Annotated in this window: 15 protein-coding genes; all 15 read left to right on the plus strand. The window is 69.5% G+C overall.

Features of this window, described 5'->3' with window-relative positions; all coding sequences use genetic code 11:
* The first annotated feature begins 219 nt into the window (after positions 1-219).
* The 15 genes from ACI766_RS14010 to ACI766_RS14080 all read left to right on the plus strand — a co-directional run bounded on the left by ACI766_RS14010 (position 220) and on the right by ACI766_RS14080 (position 23,812).
* Positions 220-1,107 (plus strand): TauD/TfdA dioxygenase family protein, encoded by an 888-nt coding sequence (locus ACI766_RS14010; protein WP_003124614.1) that lies wholly within the window; start codon positions 220-222, stop codon positions 1,105-1,107.
* A gap of 40 nt (positions 1,108-1,147) precedes the next feature.
* Positions 1,148-2,170: an ABC transporter substrate-binding protein gene (locus ACI766_RS14015; protein ID WP_023104360.1), complete on the plus strand. Its 1,023-nt coding sequence runs from the start codon at positions 1,148-1,150 to the stop codon at positions 2,168-2,170.
* Between the two features lie 7 nt (positions 2,171-2,177).
* Positions 2,178-3,026, plus strand: a complete 849-nt coding sequence (locus tag ACI766_RS14020; protein WP_003113091.1) for an ABC transporter ATP-binding protein — start codon at positions 2,178-2,180, stop codon at positions 3,024-3,026.
* Between the two features lie 16 nt (positions 3,027-3,042).
* On the plus strand, positions 3,043-3,909 hold the full coding sequence (locus ACI766_RS14025) for an ABC transporter permease (protein ID WP_003117834.1): 867 nt from the start codon (positions 3,043-3,045) through the stop codon (positions 3,907-3,909).
* A 109-nt stretch (positions 3,910-4,018) separates the two neighbouring features.
* Complete coding sequence (locus ACI766_RS14030; protein WP_003089383.1) at positions 4,019-4,636, plus strand: LysE family translocator; 618 nt, start codon at positions 4,019-4,021, stop codon at positions 4,634-4,636.
* 164 nt (positions 4,637-4,800) lie between these two features.
* On the plus strand, positions 4,801-8,481 hold the full coding sequence (locus tag ACI766_RS14035; protein WP_170955563.1) for a non-ribosomal peptide synthetase: 3,681 nt from the start codon (positions 4,801-4,803) through the stop codon (positions 8,479-8,481).
* A gap of 29 nt (positions 8,482-8,510) precedes the next feature.
* Entirely contained in the window at positions 8,511-9,599 is a 1,089-nt protein-coding gene (locus ACI766_RS14040) for a TauD/TfdA family dioxygenase (protein ID WP_003160283.1), read from the plus strand.
* The gene (locus tag ACI766_RS14045; RefSeq protein ID WP_003113096.1) at positions 9,596-10,615 is read left to right on the plus strand and encodes a TauD/TfdA family dioxygenase; all 1,020 of its coding nucleotides are present in this window, start codon (positions 9,596-9,598) and stop codon (positions 10,613-10,615) included. Before ACI766_RS14040 ends, ACI766_RS14045 begins: the two co-directional genes overlap by 4 nt.
* Before the next feature lie 19 nt (positions 10,616-10,634).
* Complete coding sequence (locus ACI766_RS14050) at positions 10,635-17,012, plus strand: non-ribosomal peptide synthetase (RefSeq protein WP_043088745.1); 6,378 nt, start codon at positions 10,635-10,637, stop codon at positions 17,010-17,012.
* 67 nt (positions 17,013-17,079) lie between these two features.
* Entirely contained in the window at positions 17,080-17,622 is a 543-nt protein-coding gene (locus tag ACI766_RS14055; RefSeq protein WP_003089366.1) for a YbaK/EbsC family protein, read from the plus strand.
* A gap of 219 nt (positions 17,623-17,841) precedes the next feature.
* Positions 17,842-19,293: a carbohydrate-binding protein gene (locus ACI766_RS14060; protein ID WP_412828510.1), complete on the plus strand. Its 1,452-nt coding sequence runs from the start codon at positions 17,842-17,844 to the stop codon at positions 19,291-19,293.
* 176 nt (positions 19,294-19,469) lie between these two features.
* A complete protein-coding gene (locus tag ACI766_RS14065; protein WP_003113099.1) occupies positions 19,470-20,219 on the plus strand; it encodes a GntR family transcriptional regulator in 750 nt (249 codons plus the stop codon).
* Positions 20,216-21,940, plus strand: coding sequence for a fumarate reductase/succinate dehydrogenase flavoprotein subunit (locus tag ACI766_RS14070; protein ID WP_003113100.1), 1,725 nt, complete (start codon positions 20,216-20,218; stop codon positions 21,938-21,940). Before ACI766_RS14065 ends, ACI766_RS14070 begins: the two co-directional genes overlap by 4 nt.
* Before the next feature lie 85 nt (positions 21,941-22,025).
* Positions 22,026-22,271, plus strand: coding sequence for a ferredoxin family protein (locus ACI766_RS14075; protein ID WP_003089354.1), 246 nt, complete (start codon positions 22,026-22,028; stop codon positions 22,269-22,271).
* A 134-nt stretch (positions 22,272-22,405) separates the two neighbouring features.
* Positions 22,406-23,812, plus strand: coding sequence for an ABC transporter substrate-binding protein (locus tag ACI766_RS14080; protein ID WP_003113101.1), 1,407 nt, complete (start codon positions 22,406-22,408; stop codon positions 23,810-23,812).
* Positions 23,813-23,833: the final 21 nt, after the last annotated feature.

Here is a 23,833-nt window from a genome sequence, read left to right on the forward strand (position 1 = left end):
AAGTTTTTATTTATTAATTCACTTTTGTGCTTACAAGGAACGCCGAACCGTACGGAGCAGCATATTTATATTCTTTAAAGATATTTAAATTAATTTTCTTATTCCAATAAATTAAAGGCTCTCGCGTACCTGCCGACCAATCGGCGCGCCGCACCGAATCCATGCCGCCTTGCGCGGTATCTCGTGCCTGGCGTGTCCGGGCTTGCGTGGGAGTCAGCGATGTCCGTTTCCCTTCCGGCGCCAGCGCGCGCCGACGTTCCTTTGCAGATTCGTGCCCTCGATGCCGCATTCGGCGCCGAGGTGCTCGGCCTCGACCTCGGGTTGCCCCTGGCCGCCGAGGACTTCCGCCGTATCCACCGGGCGCACCTGGACCACCATGTGCTGGTGTTCCGCGAGCAGCGCATCACCCCGGCGCAGCAGATCGCCTTCAGCCGGCGCTTCGGTGAGTTGCAGATCCATGTGCTGAAGCAGTTCCTGCTCCCAGGGCATCCGGAGATCCTCATCGTTTCCAACATCGTCGAGAACGGCCAGCCCATCGGTCTCGGCGATGCCGGCAAGTTCTGGCACTCCGACCTTTCCTATAAGGAGCTGCCGAGCCTCGGCTCGATGCTGCATGCCCAGGAGCTGCCGGAGGAGGGCGGCGATACTCTGTTCGCCGACATGCACAAGGCCTGGGACAGCCTGCCGGAAGCCCTGCGCAAGGCCATCGAGGGACGCACGGCGGCGCATTCCTATACCGCCCGCTACAGCGAACCGCGCTTCGAGGGCAACTGGCGGCCGACCCTGAGCGCCGCCCAGCTCGCCGAGGTGCGCGAAGTGGTCCATCCGATCGTGCGCACCCACCCGGAAAGCGGGCGCAAGGGGCTGTTCGTCAGCGAAGGTTTCACCACCCGCATCGTCGGCCTGCCGGCCGACGAGAGCGCCCAACTGCTCGCCGAGCTGTATGCGCACAGCGTGCGCCCCGAGCACATCTACCGGCATCGCTGGCAGGCGCATGACCTGGTGTTCTGGGACAACCGCTCGCTGATCCATCTCGCTGGCGGTTGCCCGGCCCACCTGCGGCGCAAGCTCTACCGCACCACCATCCAGGGCGACGCGCCGTTCTGACGACGGTGCGCGCTTCCCCTTCTTCGCCAGGAGCGTTTCCATGAACCGCATTCCCCGTTTCACCCGCCTGGTCGCCGCGCTCGGCCTGGGCCTGAGCCTCGCCACCACGCTGCTGGCCAGCCGGCCGGCGCAGGCCGAGGGCGAGATCCGCATCGCCGAGCAGTTCGGCATCGTCTACCTGCTGCTCAACGTGGTCCGCGACCAGCGCCTGATCGAAAAGCACGGCCAGGTCGAGGGCCTGCAAATCAAGGTCGACTGGACCCAACTGTCCGGCGGCGCGGCGGTCAACGATGCGCTGCTGTCCGGGGCGATCGATATCGCCGGTGCCGGCGTCGGTCCGCTGCTGACCATCTGGGACCGTACCCGCGGGCGCCAGAACGTCAAGGCGGTGGCTTCGCTGGGCAACTTCCCCTACTACCTGCTGAGCAACGACCCGCGGGTCAGGAGCATCGCCGACTTCGGCGCCGGGGATCGCATCGCCGTGCCGGCGGTGGGGGTTTCAGTGCAGTCGCGCTTCCTCCAGTACGCCGCGGCGAAGCAGTGGGGCGACAAGCAGTTCGACCGCCTCGACAAGTACACCGTGGCGCTGCCGCATCCGGACGCCACCGCCGCGCTGGTGGCCGGCGGCACCGAGCTGACCGGGCATTTCTCCAACCCGCCGTTCCAGGACCAGGCGCTGGCCAACCCGAAGGTCCACGTGGTGCTCGACAGCTACGAGCTGCTGGGGCCGAATTCGCCGACCGTGCTGTTCGCCACGGAGAAGTTCCGCCAGGACAACCCGAAGACCTACCGGGCCTTCGTCGAGGCGCTGAAGGAAGCGGCGGCCTTCGCCCAGAACGACAAGGCGGCCGCCGCCGATACCTATATCCGGGTGACCGGGGCGAAGATCGACCGAGCCGCGCTGCTGAAGATCATCGCCAATCCGCAGGTGGAGTTCAGCGTCACGCCGAAGAACACCTATCCGCTGGCGGAGTTTCTCTACCGGGTCGGTGCGATCCGCAACAAGCCGGCCTCCTGGCAGGACTATTTCTTCCAGGACGGCGCGCCGTTGCAGGGGAGTTGAGACGCCGATGAACGCCGCCTCCCGCCAACCTTCCACGCTCCCCGCCGACGCCCTGCTGGCGGTGGACGGAGTCAGCCTCGAATACCGCACCCGCTCGCGCGTGGTGCGGGCCACCCAGCGGGTCAGCTTCGAAGTCGACCCGGCCGATCGCTTCGTCCTGCTCGGCCCGTCCGGTTGCGGCAAGTCGACCCTGCTCAAGGCGGTGGCCGGCTTCATCACGCCCAGCGAGGGCGAGATCCGCCTTCAGGGACAGGCGGTCAGGGCGCCCGGCCCCGACCGTATCGTGGTGTTCCAGGAGTTCGACCAGTTGCCGCCATGGAAGACCGTACGGCAGAACGTGCTGTTCCCCTTGCGGGTGTCCGGCCAGGTGACGCGCGACGAGGCCGAGCGACGCGCCGACGAATGCCTCGAGAAGGTCGGCCTGGCGGGCTTCGCCGAGGCCTATCCGCACACGCTGTCCGGGGGCATGAAGGCGCGGGTGGCGATCGCCCGGGCGCTGGCGATGCAGCCGAAGATCCTGCTGATGGACGAGCCGTTCGCCGCGCTGGACGCGCTGACCCGGCGAAAGATGCAGGAGGAACTGCTGCGCCTGTGGGAAGAGGTGCGTTTCACTCTGCTGTTCGTCACCCATTCCATCGAGGAGGCGTTGGTGGTGGGCAATCGCATCCTGCTGCTCTCGCCGCACCCGGGGCGGGTCCGGGCCGAAGTGCACGGCCACCCGTTCGGGCTGCACAGCCTTGGCGGCGAGCCGCTGCAAGCCGCGGCGCGACGCATCCACCGCTTGCTGTTCGACGAGGGCGGCGAACCGACGGCGGCCGCGACCCTCGACTTCGCCGATATCCGGCTGGCCCATTGAGCAGAGGAATCGATCGATGAGTCGAGTCACGCGCGTTCGCGAAGAATACGAAGTCCAGCTCGAACCCCTGCTGGAGGTCTCCCTGGAGCGGCGCCTGCCCCTGAGCCAGCGTCTCTGGCAACAGGGCTGGCTGCGCAAGGGGCTGATCCTGGCGCTGCTGGCGCTGGCCTGGGAGCTGGCGGCGCGGGTCCAGGGCAACGACCTGCTGCTGCCAGGCTTCCTGCAGACGGCCAGGGCCCTCGGCGAGGGCCTGGCCAGCGGCGAACTGCCGGCCAAGGCGGGGATCTCCCTGCTGGTGCTGTTCAAGGGCTACCTGCTGGGGATCGTCCTGGCCTTCGTTCTGACCAGCCTGGCGGTCTCCACGCAGTTGGGCCGCGACCTGCTCGGGACCCTCACGGCGATGTTCAACCCGCTGCCGGCGATCGCGCTGCTGCCGCTGGCGCTGCTCTGGTTCGGCCTGGGCCAGAACAGCCTGATCTTCGTGCTGGTGCATTCGGTGCTCTGGGCGCTGGCGCTGAACACCTATGCCGGTTTCCTCGGTGTCTCGGAGACCCTGCGCATGGCAGGGCGCAACTACGGCCTGCGTGGCCTGCGCTTCGTCCTGCTGATCCTGGTGCCGGCGGCGCTGCCGTCGATTCTCGCCGGGCTGAAGATCGGCTGGGCCTTCGCCTGGCGCACGCTGATCGCCGCGGAACTGGTGTTCGGCGCGAGCAGCGGCAAGGGCGGGCTCGGCTGGTACATTTTCCAGAACCGCAACGAGCTGTACACCGACAAGGTATTCGCCGGCCTGGCCGTGGTGGTGCTGATCGGCCTGCTGGTGGAGAACCTGGTGTTCGGCAGCATCGAGCGCCTCACGGTGAAGCGCTGGGGAGTGCAACGCTAGGGCGGCGGACGGGTGGAGTGTTACGGCAACTTTCTCGGCAACTGTTGCGCTGGCGCGGCGGCAAAGCGGAGTAACGTCTTGCCCGCACCCACTTCAAAGGATGGAACGAATGTCGCTCTCCGTGGATCTGCTGCTGGCGTTCTCCCTGTTCGCCTTCGTCACCTCCGTCACGCCCGGTCCGAACAACACCATGTTGCTGGCCTCGGGGGTCAACTTCGGTTTCGTCCGCTCCATCCCGCACATCCTCGGGATCAGTTGCGGCTTCTTCATCATGGTGATGGCGGTGGGCTTCGGCCTGGGCACGGTGTTCGAGGCCTATCCGGTGCTGTACACCATCCTGCGCTACGTCGGCGCGGCCTACCTGCTGTACCTGGCCTGGAAGATCGCCACGTCCGGCCCGGCCGGCAACGACCCGGAAGGACGTGGCAAGCCGTTGAGCTACTGGGGCGCGGCGGCGTTCCAGTGGGTCAACCCGAAGGCCTGGGTGATGGCGGTCGGCGCCATAAGCACCTATACGCCGTTGCAGGGCTACTTCACCAACGTGGTGGTGATCTCGACGGTATTTGCCCTGATCAACGCGCCGACCATCGGAATCTGGGCCGGTTTCGGCAGCATGCTGCGCAACGTGCTGCGCGATCCGCGCTGGCTGAGGGTGTTCAACGTAGGGATGGCGCTGCTGTTGGTCGCGTCGCTGTACCCGATCCTCGCGGAAAACCATTCGGCCTGACCTGTCACCACCCTATCAATTGTATTAGCTCGTAACTCGTCGCCATTTCGTGAAGAGTTTTTCGCTCGGTGCCCAGCCTCGGAAGGGGGAGAGCGATGCAGGAGCGACATGGCTTACCGTTACGCAGCTTTTCGTCGGGCAAGGCGCTGACCGCGGGACGCGCAGTGCGCCCGGAGGTTGCGCAGGAGCGGCGCTACCTGCAAGGCGCCCCGCTGGGGCTGGAGTTGCCGGGACGAATCGCCTTGCGCGACCCGCATTGCGCCTGGCAATGGTTCGAGCCGGAGGCGGCCGCGGAAGCGTTCCCGGCGGCGCACTGGCTGGCGGCGTTCCTGGTACTGCTGGGACGCTACGGCAACGAAGAGATCACCCTGGGCTTTCCCGAGCCGATCACGGTTCGCGGGCGGCAGGCGCCCGCGCTGCTGCGTTCCTCCTACCGGGCGATGGAGTCGTCCGCCGAACGTAGCGCGCGGCTGGCGGAAGAACTCGATGACGCCCGGCGGCAGCTATCCGCCGACGGCCAGGAGCGCGCCGCCCTGGCCGGGCGCTGCGCGGTCCAGGTGCTGGCGGCGCGGCCGACGGCGAGCAGCCCCGGCTGGCTGGCCCTGGTGCTGGCGGCGGACGGCAGCGTCGGCCTGGCTCTGCGCGATCCCCAGTACGACGAATTGCGGCGTATCGCCGGCCATCTCGCGCGCCTGGCGCGCGGCCTGGTCGACGCCCAGGCCTGCGTCGGCCGGCTGCCCTGGCTGGACGCCGACGAAGAGCGCCGTTTGCAGGCCCTGCGCAGCGAGCCCCAGGCCGCCCCGTCGCGCGGCGTACTCCACCATCTGTTCGAGGCCCAGGCGCGGCGCACACCGCAGCGCATCGCCGTGCACGCCGCCGACCGTAGCCTCAGCTATGCCGAGCTGGAGCGCGAAAGCGCCGCGCTCGCCGTGCGCCTGCGCGCCGCCGGGGTGGCTCCGGAGCAGCGGGTCGGGGTCTGCCTGCGGCGCGACAGCGGCCTGCTGGTCGGCCTGCTTGGCGTGCTCCGCGCCGGCGGTTGCTACGTCCCGCTGGACCCGGCCTATCCGGAGGAGCGGGTGGCCTACATGCTCGACGACGCCGACTGCCTGCTGGTGCTGGTCGACGCGAGCACCCGCGAGCGGGTCGCCGCGCTGGGCCGGCCATGCCTGACGCTGGAGGAGGGCGGCGACCAGGCGAACGACCTGGCGCTGCCCGCGAGCGAGGTCGGCGCCGACCACCTCGCCTACATCATCTATACCTCCGGATCCACCGGACGCCCCAAGGGCGTCGCCATCGAGCACGGCAGCGCCCATGCCTTCCTGCGCTGGGCCGGCCAGCACTATGCCGCCGAAGAATGGAGCGGGGTACTGGCGGCGACCTCGGTGTGCTTCGACCTGTCGGTCTACGAGCTGTTCGGCACCCTGGCCGAAGGCGGCACGCTGCACCTGGTGGAAAATCTGTTCAGCCTGCCGGACTACCCGCGCCGCGACGAGATCAGCCTGCTCAATACCGTGCCCTCGGTGTGTGCCGCGCTGCTCGCCCTCGGCGACCTGCCGGGTGGGGTGCGCACGCTGAACCTGGCCGGCGAACCGCTGCGCGGCCACCTGGTGCGACAGATTCGTGGCCAACCCCAGGTACGGCGCCTGGTCAATCTCTACGGGCCGACCGAGGACACCACCTATTCGACGGTGCACGAACTGGACCTGCACGCCGAAGCGCTCGACGAGCCGCCCATCGGCCGACCGCTGCCCGGCACCACGGTGGAGGTGCTCGACGGCTTCGAGGCGCCGCTGCCGCTGGGCGTGGCCGGGGAGCTGTACCTCGGCGGCATCGGCCTGGCGCGTGGCTATTTCGGCAAGCCGGAGCAGACCGCCGAGCGTTTCCGCGTCGATCCGGGCAGCGGCGAGCGCCGCTATCGCACCGGCGACCGCGTACGCATGCGCGAGGACGGCGTGCTGGAACACCTCGGCCGGCTCGACGACCAGGTCAAGTTCAACGGCTTCCGCATCGAGCTGGGCGAGATCGCCTCGTGCCTGGCGAGTTTTCCCGGGGTGAGCGAAGCCTGCGCCATGCTCACCGAGGACAGCGCCGGCCTGCGTCGGCTGGTCGGCTACCTGGCGGCGCCGTTCGCCCCGCCGCTCCAGGCGCTGAACGAGCACCTTGGGCAAAGTCTGCCGCACTACATGTTGCCGTCAGCGTTCGTGGTCCTGGCGGAGCTGCCCAAGACGCTCAACGGCAAGATCGACCGCAAGGCCCTGCCGCGTCCCCAGGCGACCGGCGCCGAGCCGCAGGCGCTGCCCAGCGATCCGCTGGAGCAGGCGCTACACCAGGCCTGGCAGGCGCAGCTTGGTGCGCCGCCGCGCGCCGGACAGGGCTTCTACGCCGCCGGCGGCGATTCCCTGCGGGCGGTGCACCTGCTCGCGACGCTGCGCCAGCGACTGTCCCGACGCGTACCGTTGCAGGCGTTCGCCGGTGGCCCGGCGACCCCCGAGGCCCTGCTGGAACTGCTGCGCCAGGCCGCGCCCGAGGGCGACGAGCCGGAGCCGAGCGCCGGCGCCGCCGGGCTGAGCCTCGCCGAACGGCGCCTGTGGGTGGCCCAGCAACTGGCGCCGGAGGACACCTCCTACAACCTGCTGGCCCACCTGCGCATAGTCGGCGCCACGGCCGACGCCATCGAACAGGCCTTGCGCCAGTTGCTGGAACGGCATGTGGCGCTGCGCCGGCGTGTCGAAACGGGCGTCGACGGGCCGCAGCCGCATGCGCTGGCGGCGCATGCGGTGCCCCTGCAACGCCTGCTGGCGAGCGACGCCGTCCACGCCGAGCGGTTGCTGGAGGATGGCGTGCGCCGTGAGGGCGCGCGAGTCTTCGACCTCGCCCACGAGGCGCCGGCACGCCTGCTGCTGGTCGTCACCCGCGACAGCGCGCGCGCCGACCTCCTGCTCAGCGTCCATCACTACGCCTTCGACGATGTGTCGCTGGCGGTCTTTGCCGCGGAACTGAAGACGCTGCTCGATGGCGGTCGCCTGGGCGTGCTCGCCAGCACGCCGGAACAGGTTGCCGCCCGCGAGCGCGCGGCGTTGGCCTCGGGACGCCTGGACCGCGTCGCCAAGCGCTGGGCTGAGCGTTTGTTGCCGCTGGCGAAGGCTCCCGGCGCCGCGCCGGCGCGCCCGGAGGAGAGCGGCGGGCGCGCCGGCCAACGCCTCGCCCTGCCGGTTTCCGCCGCCGTCCATGCCGCCTGCCGGGCGCTGGCCGAACGCACCTCGGTAAGCCCGTTCAGTGCTGCGCTACAGGCCTTCGCCGAAGTGCTCGGCGCCGAACTGGGCGTCGACGACCTGCTCGTCGGCGTGGCCCTGGCCGGGCGTTCGCGCCTGGAAATGCAGGGGCTGGTCGGCTGCTTCGTCAACCTCCTGCCGCTGGCGGTCGGCCTGCGTCCGGAGCAGTCCGTGGAGTGGCGCCTACGCCAGGTCGGCCATGATCTGCTGGAACTGCTCGAACACCAGGACGTGCCCCTCGAATGCGTGACCCAGGCCCTGCGCCAGCGCGGCGCCAGCGGCCTGCCGATCCGCATCGCCTGCGGCGCGCACAACGGTCGGGCGGCCCCGGCGGTGGATGCCGGGGTGCGCGTCGAAGCCGACTTCATCCCGGTGCCTGGCGCGCGCCTGGACCTGACGCTGTGGCTGGAAGACCAGCCGCAGGGTTGGCTGGCCGTCTGGACCGGGGCCAGCGCGATCTTCGACCTGCACCGCATCGAGCGCCTGCACCAGGCCTGGGAGCGGCGCCTGCTGGCGAATGCCGGCGAACCTACCTCGAAACGCATGTCGCCGGAGGGCTGCAACGCTTCCTGACGACCCCGAGCCTCCCACGGAGAACAGCGATGGAACGAACAGCTCCCAGTCTCACCGGTCGCGGCTTCGCCCGGCCGCGCAATCTCAGCCCGCGCAGCAGCGAGGCGCTGGTGCGGCGCCCGGCGGCGGAGCGCGACGGCCTGCCGCTGCTGATCGAGGCACAGGCTCCCGGCCTGTCCCTGGCCGACTGGATTCGCGAGCAGGGCCAGTCCCTGCACGACGACCTGAACCTGGCTGGCGGCCTGTTGCTGAGAGGCTTCGAGGTCGACTCGGCAGAGCGCTTCCGCGCAGCCGCCGCTGCCTTCGCCCCGCAACTGCTCGACTACAAGGAGCGTTCCTCGCCGCGTAGCCAGGTCAGCGGCGAGGTCTACACCTCCACCGAGCATCCGGTGGACCAGCCGATCTTCCTGCATAACGAGCAGTCCTATACCGCCGACTGGCCGCTGTACATCATGTTCCATTGCCAGGTCGCGCCGCTCGAGGGCGGCGCCACCCCGGTGGCGGCCAACCGGCTGGTGCTCCGCCACCTGCCGGACGAATTGCTGGAACGCTTCGGGCGCCTGGGCATCCTCTACGTGCGCAACTACCGCGCCGGCCTCGGCCTGTCCTGGCGCGAAGCGTTCCAGACGGACAGCCGAGCCGAGGTCGAGGCGTTCTGCGCTGAGCACCGGATCGCCCATGCCTGGATCGGCGACGAGCACCTGCGCACCTGGCAGAGGCGCGCGGCGTTCCAACGCCACCCGTATACCGGCGAGCGCCTGTGGTTCAACCACGGCATGTTCTTCCATGCCACCAGTCTCGAGCCGGGCCTGCGCGATGCGCTGCTGCGCAGCGTCGCCGAGGAAGACCTGCCGTACCAGACCTACTACGGCGATGGCAGCCCGATCGAGGCGCAGACCCTGGCGACCATCCGCAGCGCCATAGACCGCGAGACGCGGCGCTTCGACTGGCGCGTGGGCGACGTGCTGATCCTCGACAACATGCTCGCCCAGCACGGCCGCGAGCCGTTCCGCGGGCCGCGACGGATCCTCACCATCATGTCCACGCCGTATTCCAGCCTGGCGCCCGCCGATGTCCCGCCGACACCTTCGCGCCTGGCGCTCGGAGGTGCCGCATGAGCGCCTCGTTCAGCGCGCCGCGCCTGCGCCCCCGGCAGCTCTCGGCCGGCGACCTGGTGGAGGAAAGCCTGCTCGACCCGGCCAACGACTACCTGCGCATCGTCCGCGCGCGCCAGCCGGGCATGGACCTGCGGCAATGGATCGCCGCCGCCGGCGCAGGGCTGCGCGACAGCCTGCTGCGGCATGGCGGCATCCTGTTTCGTGGCTTCGCGGTAGACGGAGCGGAGGGCTTCTCCCAGGCGGTACAAAGCTTTTCGCCGAACATGCTCGACTACCTGGAGCGCGCGGCGGCACGCCAGGAAGTGGCGCACCGGGTGTTCACCTCCACCGAGTTCTCGCCGGACGGCTGGATTCCGCCGCACCACGAGATGTCCTACTCGCACAACTGGCCGAGCTATATCCACTTCTACTGCCAGACACCGCCCGCCACCCAGGGCCGCACGCCCCTGGCCGACGAGCGCCGGGTCAGCGCTCGGATACCCGAGGCGATCAGGCAGCGCTTCCTCCGCCATGGGGTGTGCTACGTGCGCAACTACGGGCCGGAGATCGACCTGACCTGGCAGGAAGGCTTCCAGACCGACAGTCGCGCCGAGGTCGAGGCCTACTGCCGGCAGACCGGTACCCAATGGACCTGGCTCGACGACCAGCGCCTGAATACCCGCCAGGTACGCCAGGCGATGGTGCGCCACCCGCTCAGCGGCGAGACGCTGTGGTTCAACCACGCGCACATGTTCCATGTCTCCAACATGCCGCCGGCCCTGGCCCGGGCCTTGCTCGACGAGGTCGGCGAACAGGGCCTGCCGCGCAACGCCTACTACGGCGACGGCAGCCCGATCGAGGCGGAGGTGCTGGACACCATCCGCGCCGCCTACCGCGAGGAAACCCGCGCGTTCGCCTGGGAGCGCGGCGATGTCCTGATGCTCGACAACTTCATCAGCGTCCACGGCCGCGAGCCGTACACCGGCGAGCGCAAGGTGCTGGTGGCGATGACCGACCTGCATGTCCACCAACCCTGAACCCGTGCGAGGGATAGCCATGAGTGCGTCAGAAGACCTGCAATCCGCTGTGCAACCGGCCGCGAGCGAAGCGCTCGAAGGATTCCCGCTGTCTCCCTTGCAGACCCGCGCCTGGCGCCGCCATGCCGAGCGGCCGGAAAATACGGTTGTCGGCGTGCGCCTGCACGCCCCGGCCGATCCCGTGGCGACGCTGGAGCGGCTGCGCCGGGCGCTGGACGGCGAGGCGCAACTGCGCGTGGCCTACCGGACGATGCCGGGCATGAGCCTGCCGGTGCAGGTACTGGATGGGCGCGCGGCCGATCTGCTGGTCGAGCGCCTGCCGGGAGACGGCGACTGGGCCGGACGCTTCGCGCGCGAAAGCGCGCGTCTCGCCGCTTCGCCCCTGGGCGGGGAAGGCCAGCCGGTACTGGCGCTCGGCCTGCTGCTGGACGCCGCCGGAGAGACGCTCCAGGGGCTGTTGCTGGCGGCGCCGGCGTTCGTCGTCGATGCGGCCAGCCTGGTGGCGCTGCTGCGCCGCGGCCTGGGGCCGGCCGGCCAGGCGAGCGCGGACGAGGGAGACGAGGCGCTGCTGTTCCAGCATTTCTCCGAGTGGGCCAACGAGGCGCTGGCCGGCGAAGACGGCGAAAGCGCCAGCGGTTACTGGCGAGAGCAGGCGGCCGTTGCGGCGGAGAGTCCGCTGGCGCTGGCGGACGACCTGGGCGAAGGCGAGTGGACGGCGCGGCGCCTGCTGCCGCGCGCGCTGCTCGAACGCCTGGCCGCCAACGGCTTGCCGGAGGCGGCCGCCCTGCTGGCCTGGACCCAGGTCGCCGGGCAGTTCCAGGGCGACGAGGGCCTCCCGCTGGAAATGGCGCGACTGGTCTCGGGGCGCCTGTTCAACGAGTTCGCCGAGCTGGCCGGACCGTTCGCCGGGGTCGCGCCGCTGTGCCTGGAGAATGTCCGCGCGGGCAGCGTCGGCGAGCGGCTCGACGCCCTCCAGGCGGCGATCCTCGCCCAGGAGGAGGCAGCGGCCCTGCGCGATCCCTTTGCCCCCGACTGGCCGCTCGCCGAGTTGGGCTTCGCCTGGCTGGCGGGCGAACTGGATGGCGCCGGGGTGGCCGAGCTGGATTGCCGTCAGCCGCCGCTGGGCGGGTTCCTCGAGTTGCAGGTGCTGCCCCACGGCGAAGGCCGGCTGGCCAGCCTGCGGGTCCGCCGCGACCATGACGGAACGCTGGCCGGGCGCTTGCTCGACGCCTGGGTCGAATGCCTGGAAAGCATCGCCGCCGACAGGCAACTGCCACTGGCCGGGCTGCCGTTGATCGGCGCGGCCGAGCGCGAGCGCTACCAGGCCTGGCAGGGCGAGCGCGTGGAGCCCGCGCCGGTGGAATCCCTGGTGGCCGCGTTCGATCTGCGCGCCGCCCTGCAGCCGCAGGCGCCGGCGTTGCTGGATGCCCACGGCAGCCTGGATTTCGCCACGCTGCGCGCGCGCAGCGAAGCGGTCGCCGAAGCGCTGCTGGCTGCCGGCGTGCGGCCCGGCCAGGCGGTGGCGGTGATGACCGGGCGCAACCGCGAGGCGATCGTCGCCCTGCTCGGGGTGATGCGCGCGGCGGCGGTGTACACCCCGGTCAATCCGGAGTTTCCGGCGGCGCGGGTGGAGCGGATGCGCGAAGCGGGCGGGATCGTCTTCGCCCTTGCCGATGCCGAGTGCGCCGGGCGCGCCCGCGAGGCCTTCGCCGGGGCCTGCCTGGACCTGTCGACGCTGCCGCTTGCCGGCAGCGGCATGAGCCTGCCGGCGCCGGGCGGGCGCGATGCGGCCTACATGATCTTCACCTCGGGCACCAGCGGCCAGCCCAAAGGCGTGGTGGTCGAGCACGCCAGCGCGCTCAACCTGTCCCAGGCCCTGGCGCGCACGGTATACGCGAACGTGGTGGGCGAGGGCCTGCGGGTGACGGTCAACGCGCCGTTCTCCTTCGACTCCTCGATCAAGCAGATTCTCCAGTTGCTCTCCGGCCATTGCCTGGTCCTGGTGCCGCAGGAGGTGCGCAGCGATCCGCAGCGGATGCTGGGGTTCCTCGAAGAACGGCGCATCGACGTGCTCGACTGCACCCCGTCGCTGTTCCGCCTGCTGCTCCAGGCCGGCCTCGACGATGCCCACCCGGCGCTGCCCGGGCGCATCCTGGTAGGGGGCGAGCGCTTCGACGAAGCGTCCTGGGAGGTCGCCGCCGGCTGGCGCCGCTGCCAGGTGTTCAATCTCTACGGTCCTACCGAAGCCACGGTGAACGCCAGCCTGGCGCGGGTCGCCGAGCATGCGCGGCCGACCATCGGCCGCGCCCTGGCCAACGTCGATCTGCATGTGGTCGATGGCCTCGGTCGTCGCAAGACCCGTGGCGCCAGCGGCGAACTATGGATCGGCGGCGCCGGGGTGGCGCGCGGCTATGCCGGCGACGCCGGCGAGGCGGCCGGGCGCTTCCTCGAGGAGGGCTGGCCGGGCAGCGGCCGCCTGTACCGCAGCGGCGACCTGGTGCGCTGGCGCGCCGACGGTTGCCTGGAGTTCCTCGGGCGGATCGACGAACAGGTGAAGATCAACGGCTACCGCATCGAACTGGGCGAGATCCGCAGCGCGTTGCTGGAACACCCGGCAGTGGGCGAGGCGGCGGTACTCACCGACGAGGCCGATGCGGCCGAGCCGGGCGCGGATCGCCGGATCGTCGCCTTCGTCACCGCCGCCGGGGAGACCGCGGACGAGTCCTGGCTGGAAGTCGACCTGCCCAGCGGGCACCGGGTCGCCGGACTGAACCTCAACGAAACCGAGTACGTCTACCAGGAAATCTTCGTCGACGAGGTCTACAGCCGCGACGGCATCGTCCTGCCGCCGGACGCGGTGGTCCTCGACGTCGGTGCCAACATCGGCCTGTTCTCGCTGTACATCGCCAGCCGCGCGCCGCGCGCGCGAGTGGTCGCCTTCGAGCCGCTGGCACCGATCCGCCGGCGCCTGGAGGCCAACCTCGGACGCTACGCACCGCAGGTCGAGGTATTCGGCATCGGTCTGTCCGACGCCGAGCGTGAGGAAACCTTCACCTACTATCCGGGCTACTCGACCTTCTCCGGGATCGCCGAGTACGCCGACGCCAGCGGCGAACGCGACGTCATCCGACGCTACCTGAGCAACCAGGGCGAGGAGGGCGGGGCCAACCTGCTGCTGGACAACATCGACGAAATCCTCGACGACCGCCTGCGCGCCGAAGCCCACCGCTGCCGCCTGCGCCGCCTCGACCAGGTGATCGACGAACTGGGCCTGGAGCGTATCGACCTGCTGAAGATCGACGTGCAGCGCGCGGAAATGGATGTGCTGCTCGGTCTCGACGATGCGGCGCTGGCCAAGGTCCGGCAGATCGTCCTGGAGGTCCATGACAAGCGCGACGGTGCCACCGCCGGCCGCGCCGATGCCTTGAGCGACCTGCTGCGCCGCCATGGCTTCGAGGTGAGCATCCGTCAGGACGCGCTGCTGGAGGGTACCGACCGTTACAACTGCTACGCGGTGCGCCCGGGCTATGCCGAGTCGCTGGCTGAGCGCATCGACTGGCGCGCGCTCGCGCCGCGCCCCGCCGCGGCCCTCGGCGGCGAGCTGAGCGAGCAGGCCCTGCGTGGCTTCCTCGAGGCGCGCCTGCCGGCCTACATGCTGCCGAGCCGGATCGCCCGGGTCGAACGCCTGCCGCTGACCGCCGAAGGCAAGCTCGACCGTCGCGCGCTGTTGGCGGCGCTGGCCGCCGAGGCGGCCGCGCAGACCCTGGAAGCGCCGGCCAATGCCACCGAGGCGGCCCTGCTGGAGATCTGGAAGAGCGTGCTGAAACGCCCGGCGATCGGCATCAGCGACAATTTCTTCCAGGTCGGCGGCGACTCCATCCGCCTGATCCAGATGCAGGTCATGGCGCGCGAGGCGGGGCTTGCCTTTACCCTGCGCGACGTGTTCAACCACCAGAGCATCCGCGAACTGGCGCGCCTGCTGGCCGCTCCGGCGAGTCCGGCGGATGCGGCCGCGAGCTCGGCGCCGCGGGCCCTGGAGCCGTTCGTCCTGTTGTCGGCGGCGGAACGCAAGCGCCTGCCGGAGGGGCTCGACGACGCCTATCCGATGACCAGCCTGCAACAGGGCATGCTCCTGCAAAGCGAGGCCAGCGGCGATCCACGGCTGTTGCACAACGTCGTCCTGCACGAGGTGCATGGACGCCTGGACAGCGAGTTGCTGGCGCGCGCCTGGGCGATCCTGATCGGCCGCCACGCGATCCTGCGTACCGGCTTCGATCTGCACGGTGGCCAGGTTCCCCTGCAATGGGTCCACCCGGCCGCTGCGGTCGCCGCCGAGGTGCCGGTGCACGACCTGTGTGGCCTCGATGGGGAAACACGGCGCCTGCGCCTGCGTGCCTGGATCGAGGAAGAGCAGGCCACCCCGTTCGACTGGAGCCGCCCACCGCTGGTGCGCCTCGCCGCGCTGGCGCTGGACGAGCGGCGCTTCGCCCTGGGCGTCGCCGAACACCATAGCGTGCTGGACGGCTGGAGCCTGCAAAGCCTGGTGGACGAGCTGCTGGCGGTCTACGCCGACCTTCTCGCCGGTGTCGTCGCGCGGGAAGCGGAAGCGCCCGCGGTAGGCTTCCGCGACTACGTGGCGCTGGAGCGTGAGGCCGAGGCCAACGCCGCCTCGGCGCTGTTCTGGCTCGACTACCTGGCCGGCGCCCGCTACCGGCCGTTGCCCGGCCTGGCGGAGGAGGGACCCCGGCGCATGGCGGCGGTCCGCGTGGACGTGCCGGCCGACAGCCTGTCGCGCTTGCGCGCCCTGGCCGAACGCAGCGGCTTGCCCTTGCGTTCGTTGTTGCTGGCGGCGCATGGCCGAGCGTTGTGCCGCTTCAGCGATGCCGATGAAGTAGTCACCGGCTTCGTCAGCCACGGGCGCCCCGAGGAGCCGGGAGCGGACCGCCTGCTCGGCCTGTTCCTGAACACCCTGCCGTGCCGGCTGTCGGCTTCCGTCGATCTGCTCGACAGCGCCCGTCGCGCATTCGACTACGAGCGCGCGAGCCTGGAACATCGGCGCCATCCGCTGGCGGCGATTCGCAGGCGCAACCGCGAGTTGCGCCTGGACAGCCTGTTCAACTTCGTCGATTTCCACCAGGACGACGCCGCGCCGGCGGCGGGAGTAAGGCACGGCGGCATCCTCGATCAGGTGGTGGTGGACGTCGACGTGCCGCTGGCGGTGGACTTCGAGGTGGCCGGCGAGCGCCTCGAGGTGGGCTTCCAGTACGCCGCCGGACGTTTCCCCGCCGAGCGCGCCGAGGCATTGGCCGACGCCTACCGCGAGGCGTTGCTGGCGCTGCTCGAGGACCCGGCGCAGCCGCCCGCGGCGGTCCAGGCCGAGGACAGCGTGGAGCTGCGGCGGGTGCTCAAGGTGTTGTCCCGGGTGCTCGGCCGGCCGCTGGCGGCCGACCAGGGCTTCGCCAGCGCCGGCGGGCATTCGCTGCTGGGCGTGCAGGCGATCGCCGAATTGCGCCGGCTGACCGGCAGGCAACTGAGCCTGGGGCTGTTGCAGGGCGATCCGGATGCCCGCGAAGTGGTGCGCCGCTGCCATGCCGCCGACGCGCCGCCGTTGCCGCCCGCCACCGAGCGCGCCCGGGCCCTGTGGTTGCAGCGCAGCGGGAGCGCGCAGCCGCGCCTGCGCCTGATCGCGCTGCCGCCCGCGGGCGGCAACGCCGGCACTTTCCGCGGTTGGGACGCGCGCCTGCCGGCGGACGTGGAGCTGCTGGCGATCCAGTATCCGGGGCGCCAGGAACGCCAGGACGAGCCATTCGTCACCGATGTAGAGGCCATGCTCTGTGCCATCGACGACGCGCTCCTGCCATTGCTCGACCGTCCGTTCGCCCTGGTCGGCGCCAGCCTCGGCGGCATGCTCGCCTACGAACTGGCGGCACGCCTGGAAAGCCTGCACGGCCTGCGCGCCAGGCAGTTGTTCGTGATCAGCAGCCGCGCTCCGGGGCCGGACCTGGAATACCCGCGCTTCCATGCGATGGGCGACGCCGAGTTGCTGCGAACCCTGCGCGAGTACGACGTGCTGCCGCTGGAAGTGCTCGACGACCCGGAGCTGCGCGAGATCAGCCTGGCCACCCTGCGCGCCGATTCGCGCCTGGCCGCCGACTATCGCTACCGCCCGCGCGAGCCGCTGGCCATACCGATCACCGCGATCCTCGGCGAGCAGGACCCGGGCGTCTCCAGGGCGGCCATCGACGGCTGGCGGCGGCACGCCAGCCGCTACGAGCTGGAGACCCTGGCCGGCGGCCACGGCCTGGTGGTGACGGCGGCGGAGGAGGTCTGCGCGATCCTGCGGCAGCGCCTGGCGCCCGATGTGCCTGGCGGCGTGCCGGCGAACCTGGCAACCTGAACCGCCGGCCCCTGCCGCCCGCCTGGCGGCAGGGGCCGGTGCCGTCCGTCTTCATTCGAGGTTGCCCATGGTTCTGCGCGAATACACCCAACGCCACCGGCTCGACGCCGTCGCCCCGGCCGACTACCACCGCCATCTGCCGGAGCAGGTCGCGCGCGGCCTGCCTTCCGCCGAGCTGGTGGTGTTCCGCGTCGCCGACGAGCATTCCGACACCGCGGCGTTCAGCGCACGCTACGGCTTTGGCCTGGAGGACTGCGCCAACACACTGGTCCTGCGCTACAAGCGCGACGGCGCCGAAGGCTATGCCGCGGTGGTCAACCTGGGCTCGCGGCGGCTCGACGTGAACGGCGCGGTCAAGGCGCTGCTCGGGGCCCGCCGGCTGTCCTTCGCCGCCCGCGAGGTCGCCACCGAGCTGACCGGCATGCAGTTCGGCGGCATCACCGCGTTCGGCTTGCCCGAAGGCATGCCGCTGCTGGTCGACGCGGCGGTCTTCGAACGGCCGTTGGTGGTGATGGGCGCCGGGGTCCGCGAGACCAAGCTGCTGCTGTCCCCGGCACTGCTGAAAGACCTTCCCGGAGTGGTGGTCGCCGAACTCAGCGAAGCCGGTTGAACCCGGCGCGGAGCATCGCCGCCGCGGCTCTGCCAATTGTGGTAGGTGAAGCCTTCCGCCGTCTCTGCAACCATGCCCCCGCCCTGATCGCGACAAACGCCGGAATGCCCCGTGGTAGACGCTCGCGCCTGTTTTTTCTAAGCGTTCGCGGCGGCCACGGCGCGGTTCGTCGGACAGCCCCTCCGGATGCGTTTCCTACCTTCATCCGAGGAGCGGTAAATGATCAGGATCGACTTTTCCCAGTTGCACCAGGCCCGCGAAGATGCCGCGGCGGCCATGCCGAGCATCGCCGGCAAGAAGATTCTCATGGGCTTCTGGCACAACTGGCCGGCCGGCGCCGCCGACGGCTACCAGCAGGGCTCGTTCGCCAACATCGCGCTGGAAGACGTGCCGAGCGAGTACAACGTGGTCGCCGTGGCCTTCATGAAAGGGCGCGGCATCCCGACCTTCCAGCCATACAACCTGTCCGACGCGGAGTTTCGCCGCCAGGTCGGCGTGCTCAACGCCCAGGGCCGCGCGGTGCTGATTTCGCTGGGGGGCGCCGACGCGCACATCGAGTTGCACGCCGGGCAGGAGCAGGCGCTGGCCGCCGAGATCGTCCGTCTGGTGGAAACCTACGGTTTCGACGGCCTGGACATCGACCTCGAGCAGAGCGCCATCGACCTGGCCGACAACCAGCGGGTGCTGCCGGCGGCCCTCAAGCTGGTGCGCGAGCACTACGCCGGGCAGGGCAAGCACTTCATCGTCAGCATGGCCCCGGAGTTTCCCTATCTGCACAAGAACGGCAAGTACGTGCCTTATCTGCAGGCCCTGGAAGGCGTCTACGACTTCATCGCGCCGCAGTACTACAACCAGGGCGGCGACGGCCTGTGGGTCCAGGAGGCGAACGGCGGCAAGGGCGCCTGGATCGCGCAGAACAACGACGCGATGAAAGAAGACTTCCTCTACTACCTCACCGAGAGCCTGGCCACCGGCAGCCGCGACTTCGTGCGGATCCCGGCGCAGCGCCTGGCCATCGGCCTGCCGAGCAACGTCGATGCGGCGGCTACCGGCTACGTGATCGATCCCGCCGCGGTGAGCAACGCGTTTCGTCGCCTGGAAGCCGCCGGTCACGCGATCAAGGGCCTGATGACCTGGTCGGTGAACTGGGACGATGGCCTGAACAAGCGCGGCGAGCGCTACAACTGGGAGTTCCGCAAGCGCTACGCCAGCCTCATCCATGACGGCGAGGGCGGCGACCAGCGCCCGGCGGCGCCGCAGGGCCTGCGTCTGCTGGAGCGCGGCGAGACCAGCCTGGTGCTGGCCTGGAACGCCTCCAGCGGGCAGCGTCCGATCGATTACTACAGCCTCTATCGCGACGGCGCCATGGTTGGCCAGAGCGCCGCGCTGGGTTCCACCGACAGCGGCCTGACGGCGGACACCCGCTACAGCTATTTCGTCACCGCCACCGATACCCAGGGCAACCAGTCGCTGCCCAGCGAAGGCCTGGAGGTCAGCACCAGCGGCGGGGCGGTGGATCCGCAATTCCCGCAATGGCGGGAGAACCAGGCCTATCGGGTCGACGATGGGGGGACCTACGAGGGGCTGCGCTATCTCTGCCTGCAGGCGCACACCTCCAACAGCGGCTGGACGCCGCCGGTAGCCTTCACCCTCTGGCGGCCGCTGCGCTGAGGGGGCGGGCCGGTCCGCGCCGCGGGCTGGCCCTTTGGCCGGCGAGAACCTCGCACGGGGCGGCGGCCTATCCATATGCGTTTTCGGTATTTCCGCTTGATCGTTCATGGCGTTTACCATCACAGCATAACTTGTTATAACAAGTGTCCGAGCCACTCCGACAAGCGAATCCGACCATGGGCAAACTGCTCCCGCTTTCTCCCGTGCCGCTGTACAGCCAGCTCAAGGAGCTGCTGCGCGGGCGCATCCTCGACGGCGTCTACCCGCCGCTCAGCCGCATGCCCTCGGAGAACGAGCTGGGCAAGGCCTTCGACGTCAGCCGCATCACCGTGCGCCAGGCGCTCGGCGACCTGCAGAAGGAAGGGCTGATCTTCAAGATCCACGGCAAGGGCACCTTCGTCGCCCGGCCGAAGGCGTTCCAGAACGTCAGCACCCTGCAAGGCCTGGGCGAGTCCATGACGCAGATGGGCTACGAGGTCATCAACCGCCTGCATGGCCTGCGCTACGTGCCGGCCGGCGCGCGGGTGGCCGAGCGCCTGCGGGTGGAAGAGGGCAGCCCTGTGTGCGAGATCAAGCGGGTGCGGCTGGTCAACCGCGAGCCGGTTTCGCTGGAAGTCACCTACCTGCCGCAGGCGCTCGGCGAGCGCCTGGAGAAGGCCGACCTGGTGACCCGTGACATCTTCCTGATCCTCGAGAACGATTGCGGCATTCCCCTCGGCCATGCCGACCTGGCCATCGACGCGGTGCTCGCCGATGCCGACCTGACCCGCGCCCTGGCGGTCGAGGAGGGCGCGCCGATCATGCGTATCGAGCGCCTGACCCATGCCGCCGACGGCGCGCCGCTGGACTTCGAATACCTCTACTACCGCGGCGACGCTTTCCAGTATCGCCTGCGCATCGATCGGCAGAAGGGAGAGCGGGCATGAACACCCTGGAGCAGGAATACGACATCGTGGTGATCGGCGGCGGCACCGCCGGGCCGATGGCGGCGATCAAGGCCAAGGAGCACGACCGCGAACTGCGCGTGCTGCTGGTGGACAAGGCCAACGTCAAGCGCAGCGGCGCCATCAGCATGGGCATGGACGGGTTGAACAACGCCATCGTCCCCGGCCACGCCACGGCCGAGCAGTACACCCGGGAAATCACCGTGGCCAACGACGGCATCGTCAACCAGGCGGCGGTCTACGCCTATGCCAGCCACAGCTTCGAGACCCTGCGGCAGCTGGATCGCTGGGGCGTCAGGTTCGAAAAGGACGAGACCGGCGACTATGCGGTGAAGAAGGTCCACCACATGGGCGCCTATGTGCTGCCGATGCCGGAAGGGCACGACATCAAGAAGGTGCTCTACCGCCAGCTCAAGCGTGCGCGGATCCCCATCGCCAACCGCCTGGTCTGCACCCGCCTGCTCACCGATGCCGAGGGCGCGGTGAACGGCGTACTCGGTTTCGACTGCCGCAGCGGCGACTTCCATGTGATCCGCGCCAAGGCGGTGATCCTTTGCTGCGGCGCGGCGGGCCGCCTGGGCCTGCCGTCCTCGGGCTACCTGATGGGTACCTACGAGAACCCGACCAACGCCGGCGACGGCTACGCCATGGCCTATCATGCCGGCGCCGAGCTGGCCAACCTGGAATGCTTCCAGATCAACCCGCTGATCAAGGACTACAACGGCCCGGCCTGTGCCTACGTCACCGGCCCGCTGGGTGGCTATACCGCCAACGCCAGGGGTGAGCGCTTCATCGAATGCGACTACTGGAGCGGGCAGATGATGTGGGAGTTCCACCAGGAACTCGAAGGCGGCAATGGCCCGGTGTTCCTCAAGCTCGACCACCTGGCGGAGGAAACCATCCAGACCATCGAGGACATCCTCCATGGCAACGAACGCCCCAGTCGCGGGCAGTTCCACGCCGGGCGCGGCACCGACTACCGCCAGCAGATGGTCGAGATGCACATTTCCGAGATCGGCTTCTGCTCCGGCCACTCGGCCTCCGGCGTGTGGGTCAACGAGAAGGCCGAGACCAGCGTGAAGGGCCTCTACGCTGCCGGCGACATGGCCGCGGTGCCGCACAACTACATGCTCGGCGCCTTCACCTATGGCTGGTTCGCCGGGCGCAACGCCGCCGAATACGTCGCCGGGCGCGCCTTCAGCGCGGTCGACCGCGCCCAGGTCGAGCGCGAGCGTGCGCGGATCGAGGCGCCGCTGCTGCGCGAGCATGGCCTGCCGGCGGCGCAGGTGGAGTACAAGCTGCGCCGGCTGGTCAACGACTACCTGCAACCGCCCAAGGTGACCCGCAAGATGGAATTGGGCCTGCAACGCATCCAGGCCATCGCCGAGGACCTGGAGCGGATCAAGGCGGACAACCCCCACGAGCTGATGCGCGCCCTGGAAGTCAGCGTTATCCGCGATTGCGCGGAGATGGCCGCGCGCGCCTCGCTGTTCCGCACCGAGAGCCGCTGGGGCCTGTACCACCACCGGGTGGACTATCCGCGGCGCGACGACGCTGCCTGGTTCTGCCACGCGCACCTGAAGAAGGACGAGCAGGGACGCATGGCCAGCTTCAGGAAACCGGTCGAACCCTACCTGTTCGCCATCGACGAGGGCGAACAGCAGGCCTACCAGCGCCTGCGGCTGAGGAACGACGCCGCCTAGGGCCCCACGCCCCGGCGTAGTACCGCTAGACACCGAGCCCGCCGCCACGAAAGCGGGCCAGATCGAACCACGAGGACCGCGTGCCATGGCCTACCGACCCCAGGACATCTTCTTCCGCAGCAGCGCCCCGGTGACCATCGACGAAGACCGCTGCATCGCCGACAAGGGCTGCACCGTCTGCGTCGAGGTCTGCCCGATGGACCTGCTGGCCATCGATCCGACCACCCGCAAGGCCTACATGGCCTACGACGAGTGCTGGTACTGCATGCCTTGCGAAAAGGACTGCCCGACCGGCGCGGTGAAGGTCGAGATTCCCTACCTGCTGCGCTGACGCCCGCTCCCGGCAAGCGAGGCAGAACCCGCCATCCGGCCACTCCCGGACGCCACCCTGAAACACCCCTCGTTTCCCACCACCGTCCGGGTGGCGGAGACGATTCCCATGACCATGATTCGAGGGGAATCCCCATGCGACTGCGTGCAATCCTGGCCAGCCTGGCGCTGGCCCTGACTTCCCTGGGTGCCCAGGCGGAAACCATCCGCGTGGCCATCGGCACTCAGGACACCACCATCAACTGCGCCGCCGGCGGGCTGCTGATCCGCGAGCTGGGCCTGCTGGAGAAATACCTGCCGCGCGACGGCCGCTACAAGGATGCGGACTACCGGGTGGAGTGGAAGAACTTCACCAGTGGCGCACCGCTGACCAACGAGATGGTCGCCGGCAAGCTCGACTTCGGCGCCATGGCCGACTTTCCCGGCACCTTCAACGGCGTGGCCTTCGCCGCCGCCGGCAAGCGCAGCCTGTTCATCAGCGTGCTGTCCGGCAGCACCCGTGGCAGCGGCAACGGCATCGTGGTACCGAGCGGCTCGCCGGTGCAGTCGCTGGCCGAACTGAAAGGCCAGACCATCTCCGTACCGTTCGCCTCCACCGCCCATGGCATGCTGCTGCGCGCGGTGGCGGCGCAAGGCTGGGACCCGCAGCGCGACGTGACCATCATCGCCCAGCCGCCGGAAATCGCCGGTTCGGCCTTGCAGGCGAACAAGATTGCCGCCCATGCCGACTTCGTACCCTTCGCCGAGCTGTTCCCCAATCGCGGCTTCGCCCGCAAGATCTACGACGGTTCCCAGGCCAACGCGCCGACCTTCCATGGCGCGCTGGTGGACGCCGCCTACGCCGAGCGCTATCCGGAGGTGGTGGTGGCCTACCTGCGGGCGAGCATCGAAGCCAATCGACTGCTGGCCGCCGAACCGGAGAAATACAGCGAGCTGATCGAGAAGGTCACCGGCATCGAGGCCGAGGTCAATTACCTGTTCCACGGTCCGCTCGGCCTGCAGACCCGCGACCAGGCCTGGAAACCCGAATACCGCCAGGCGCTGGCGACCTCCATCGACACCCTGAAGCTGCTGAAGAAGGCCGACCGTGGGCTGGACGTCGAGCGTTTCGTCGACGACCGCTACATCCGCGAGGCCTACCGTCAGGCCGGGCTGGACTACCAGGCGGCGCTGGCAGACTACGCACCGTCGCCGCTGCGCGCCAGCGACGCGCGCAGCGGCCGGCCGATCGAGGAGTTCGAACGGGTAGCGCAGATCTGGGTGAAGGGCGAGGCCAGGGTGCGCCATTACGCTTCGCCGGAGTCGGCCCTGGCCGATCTTGCCGAGCTGAAGGCGCAGGGCAAGGCGATTCGTGCGATCTACGCCCAGGATCGTGACAGCGGGATCAAGCTGCTGGCCAACCAGGCGTGGTTCGTCCGCGACGGCGAGGGTCGCCTCAACGCCTTCCTGCTCCGCGAGCAGGCCCAGGACTATGCCCGCCGCCATGGCGGCGAGGTACGCGACTTTGCCGCCGCCAGCCAGCAGGCGCTGGCGCTCCGCTGAGGCGGGCGTCTTCGGAGTCCG

Source organism: Pseudomonas sp. DL, from assembly GCF_047199225.1.
GTDB lineage: Bacteria > Pseudomonadota > Gammaproteobacteria > Pseudomonadales > Pseudomonadaceae > Pseudomonas > Pseudomonas aeruginosa.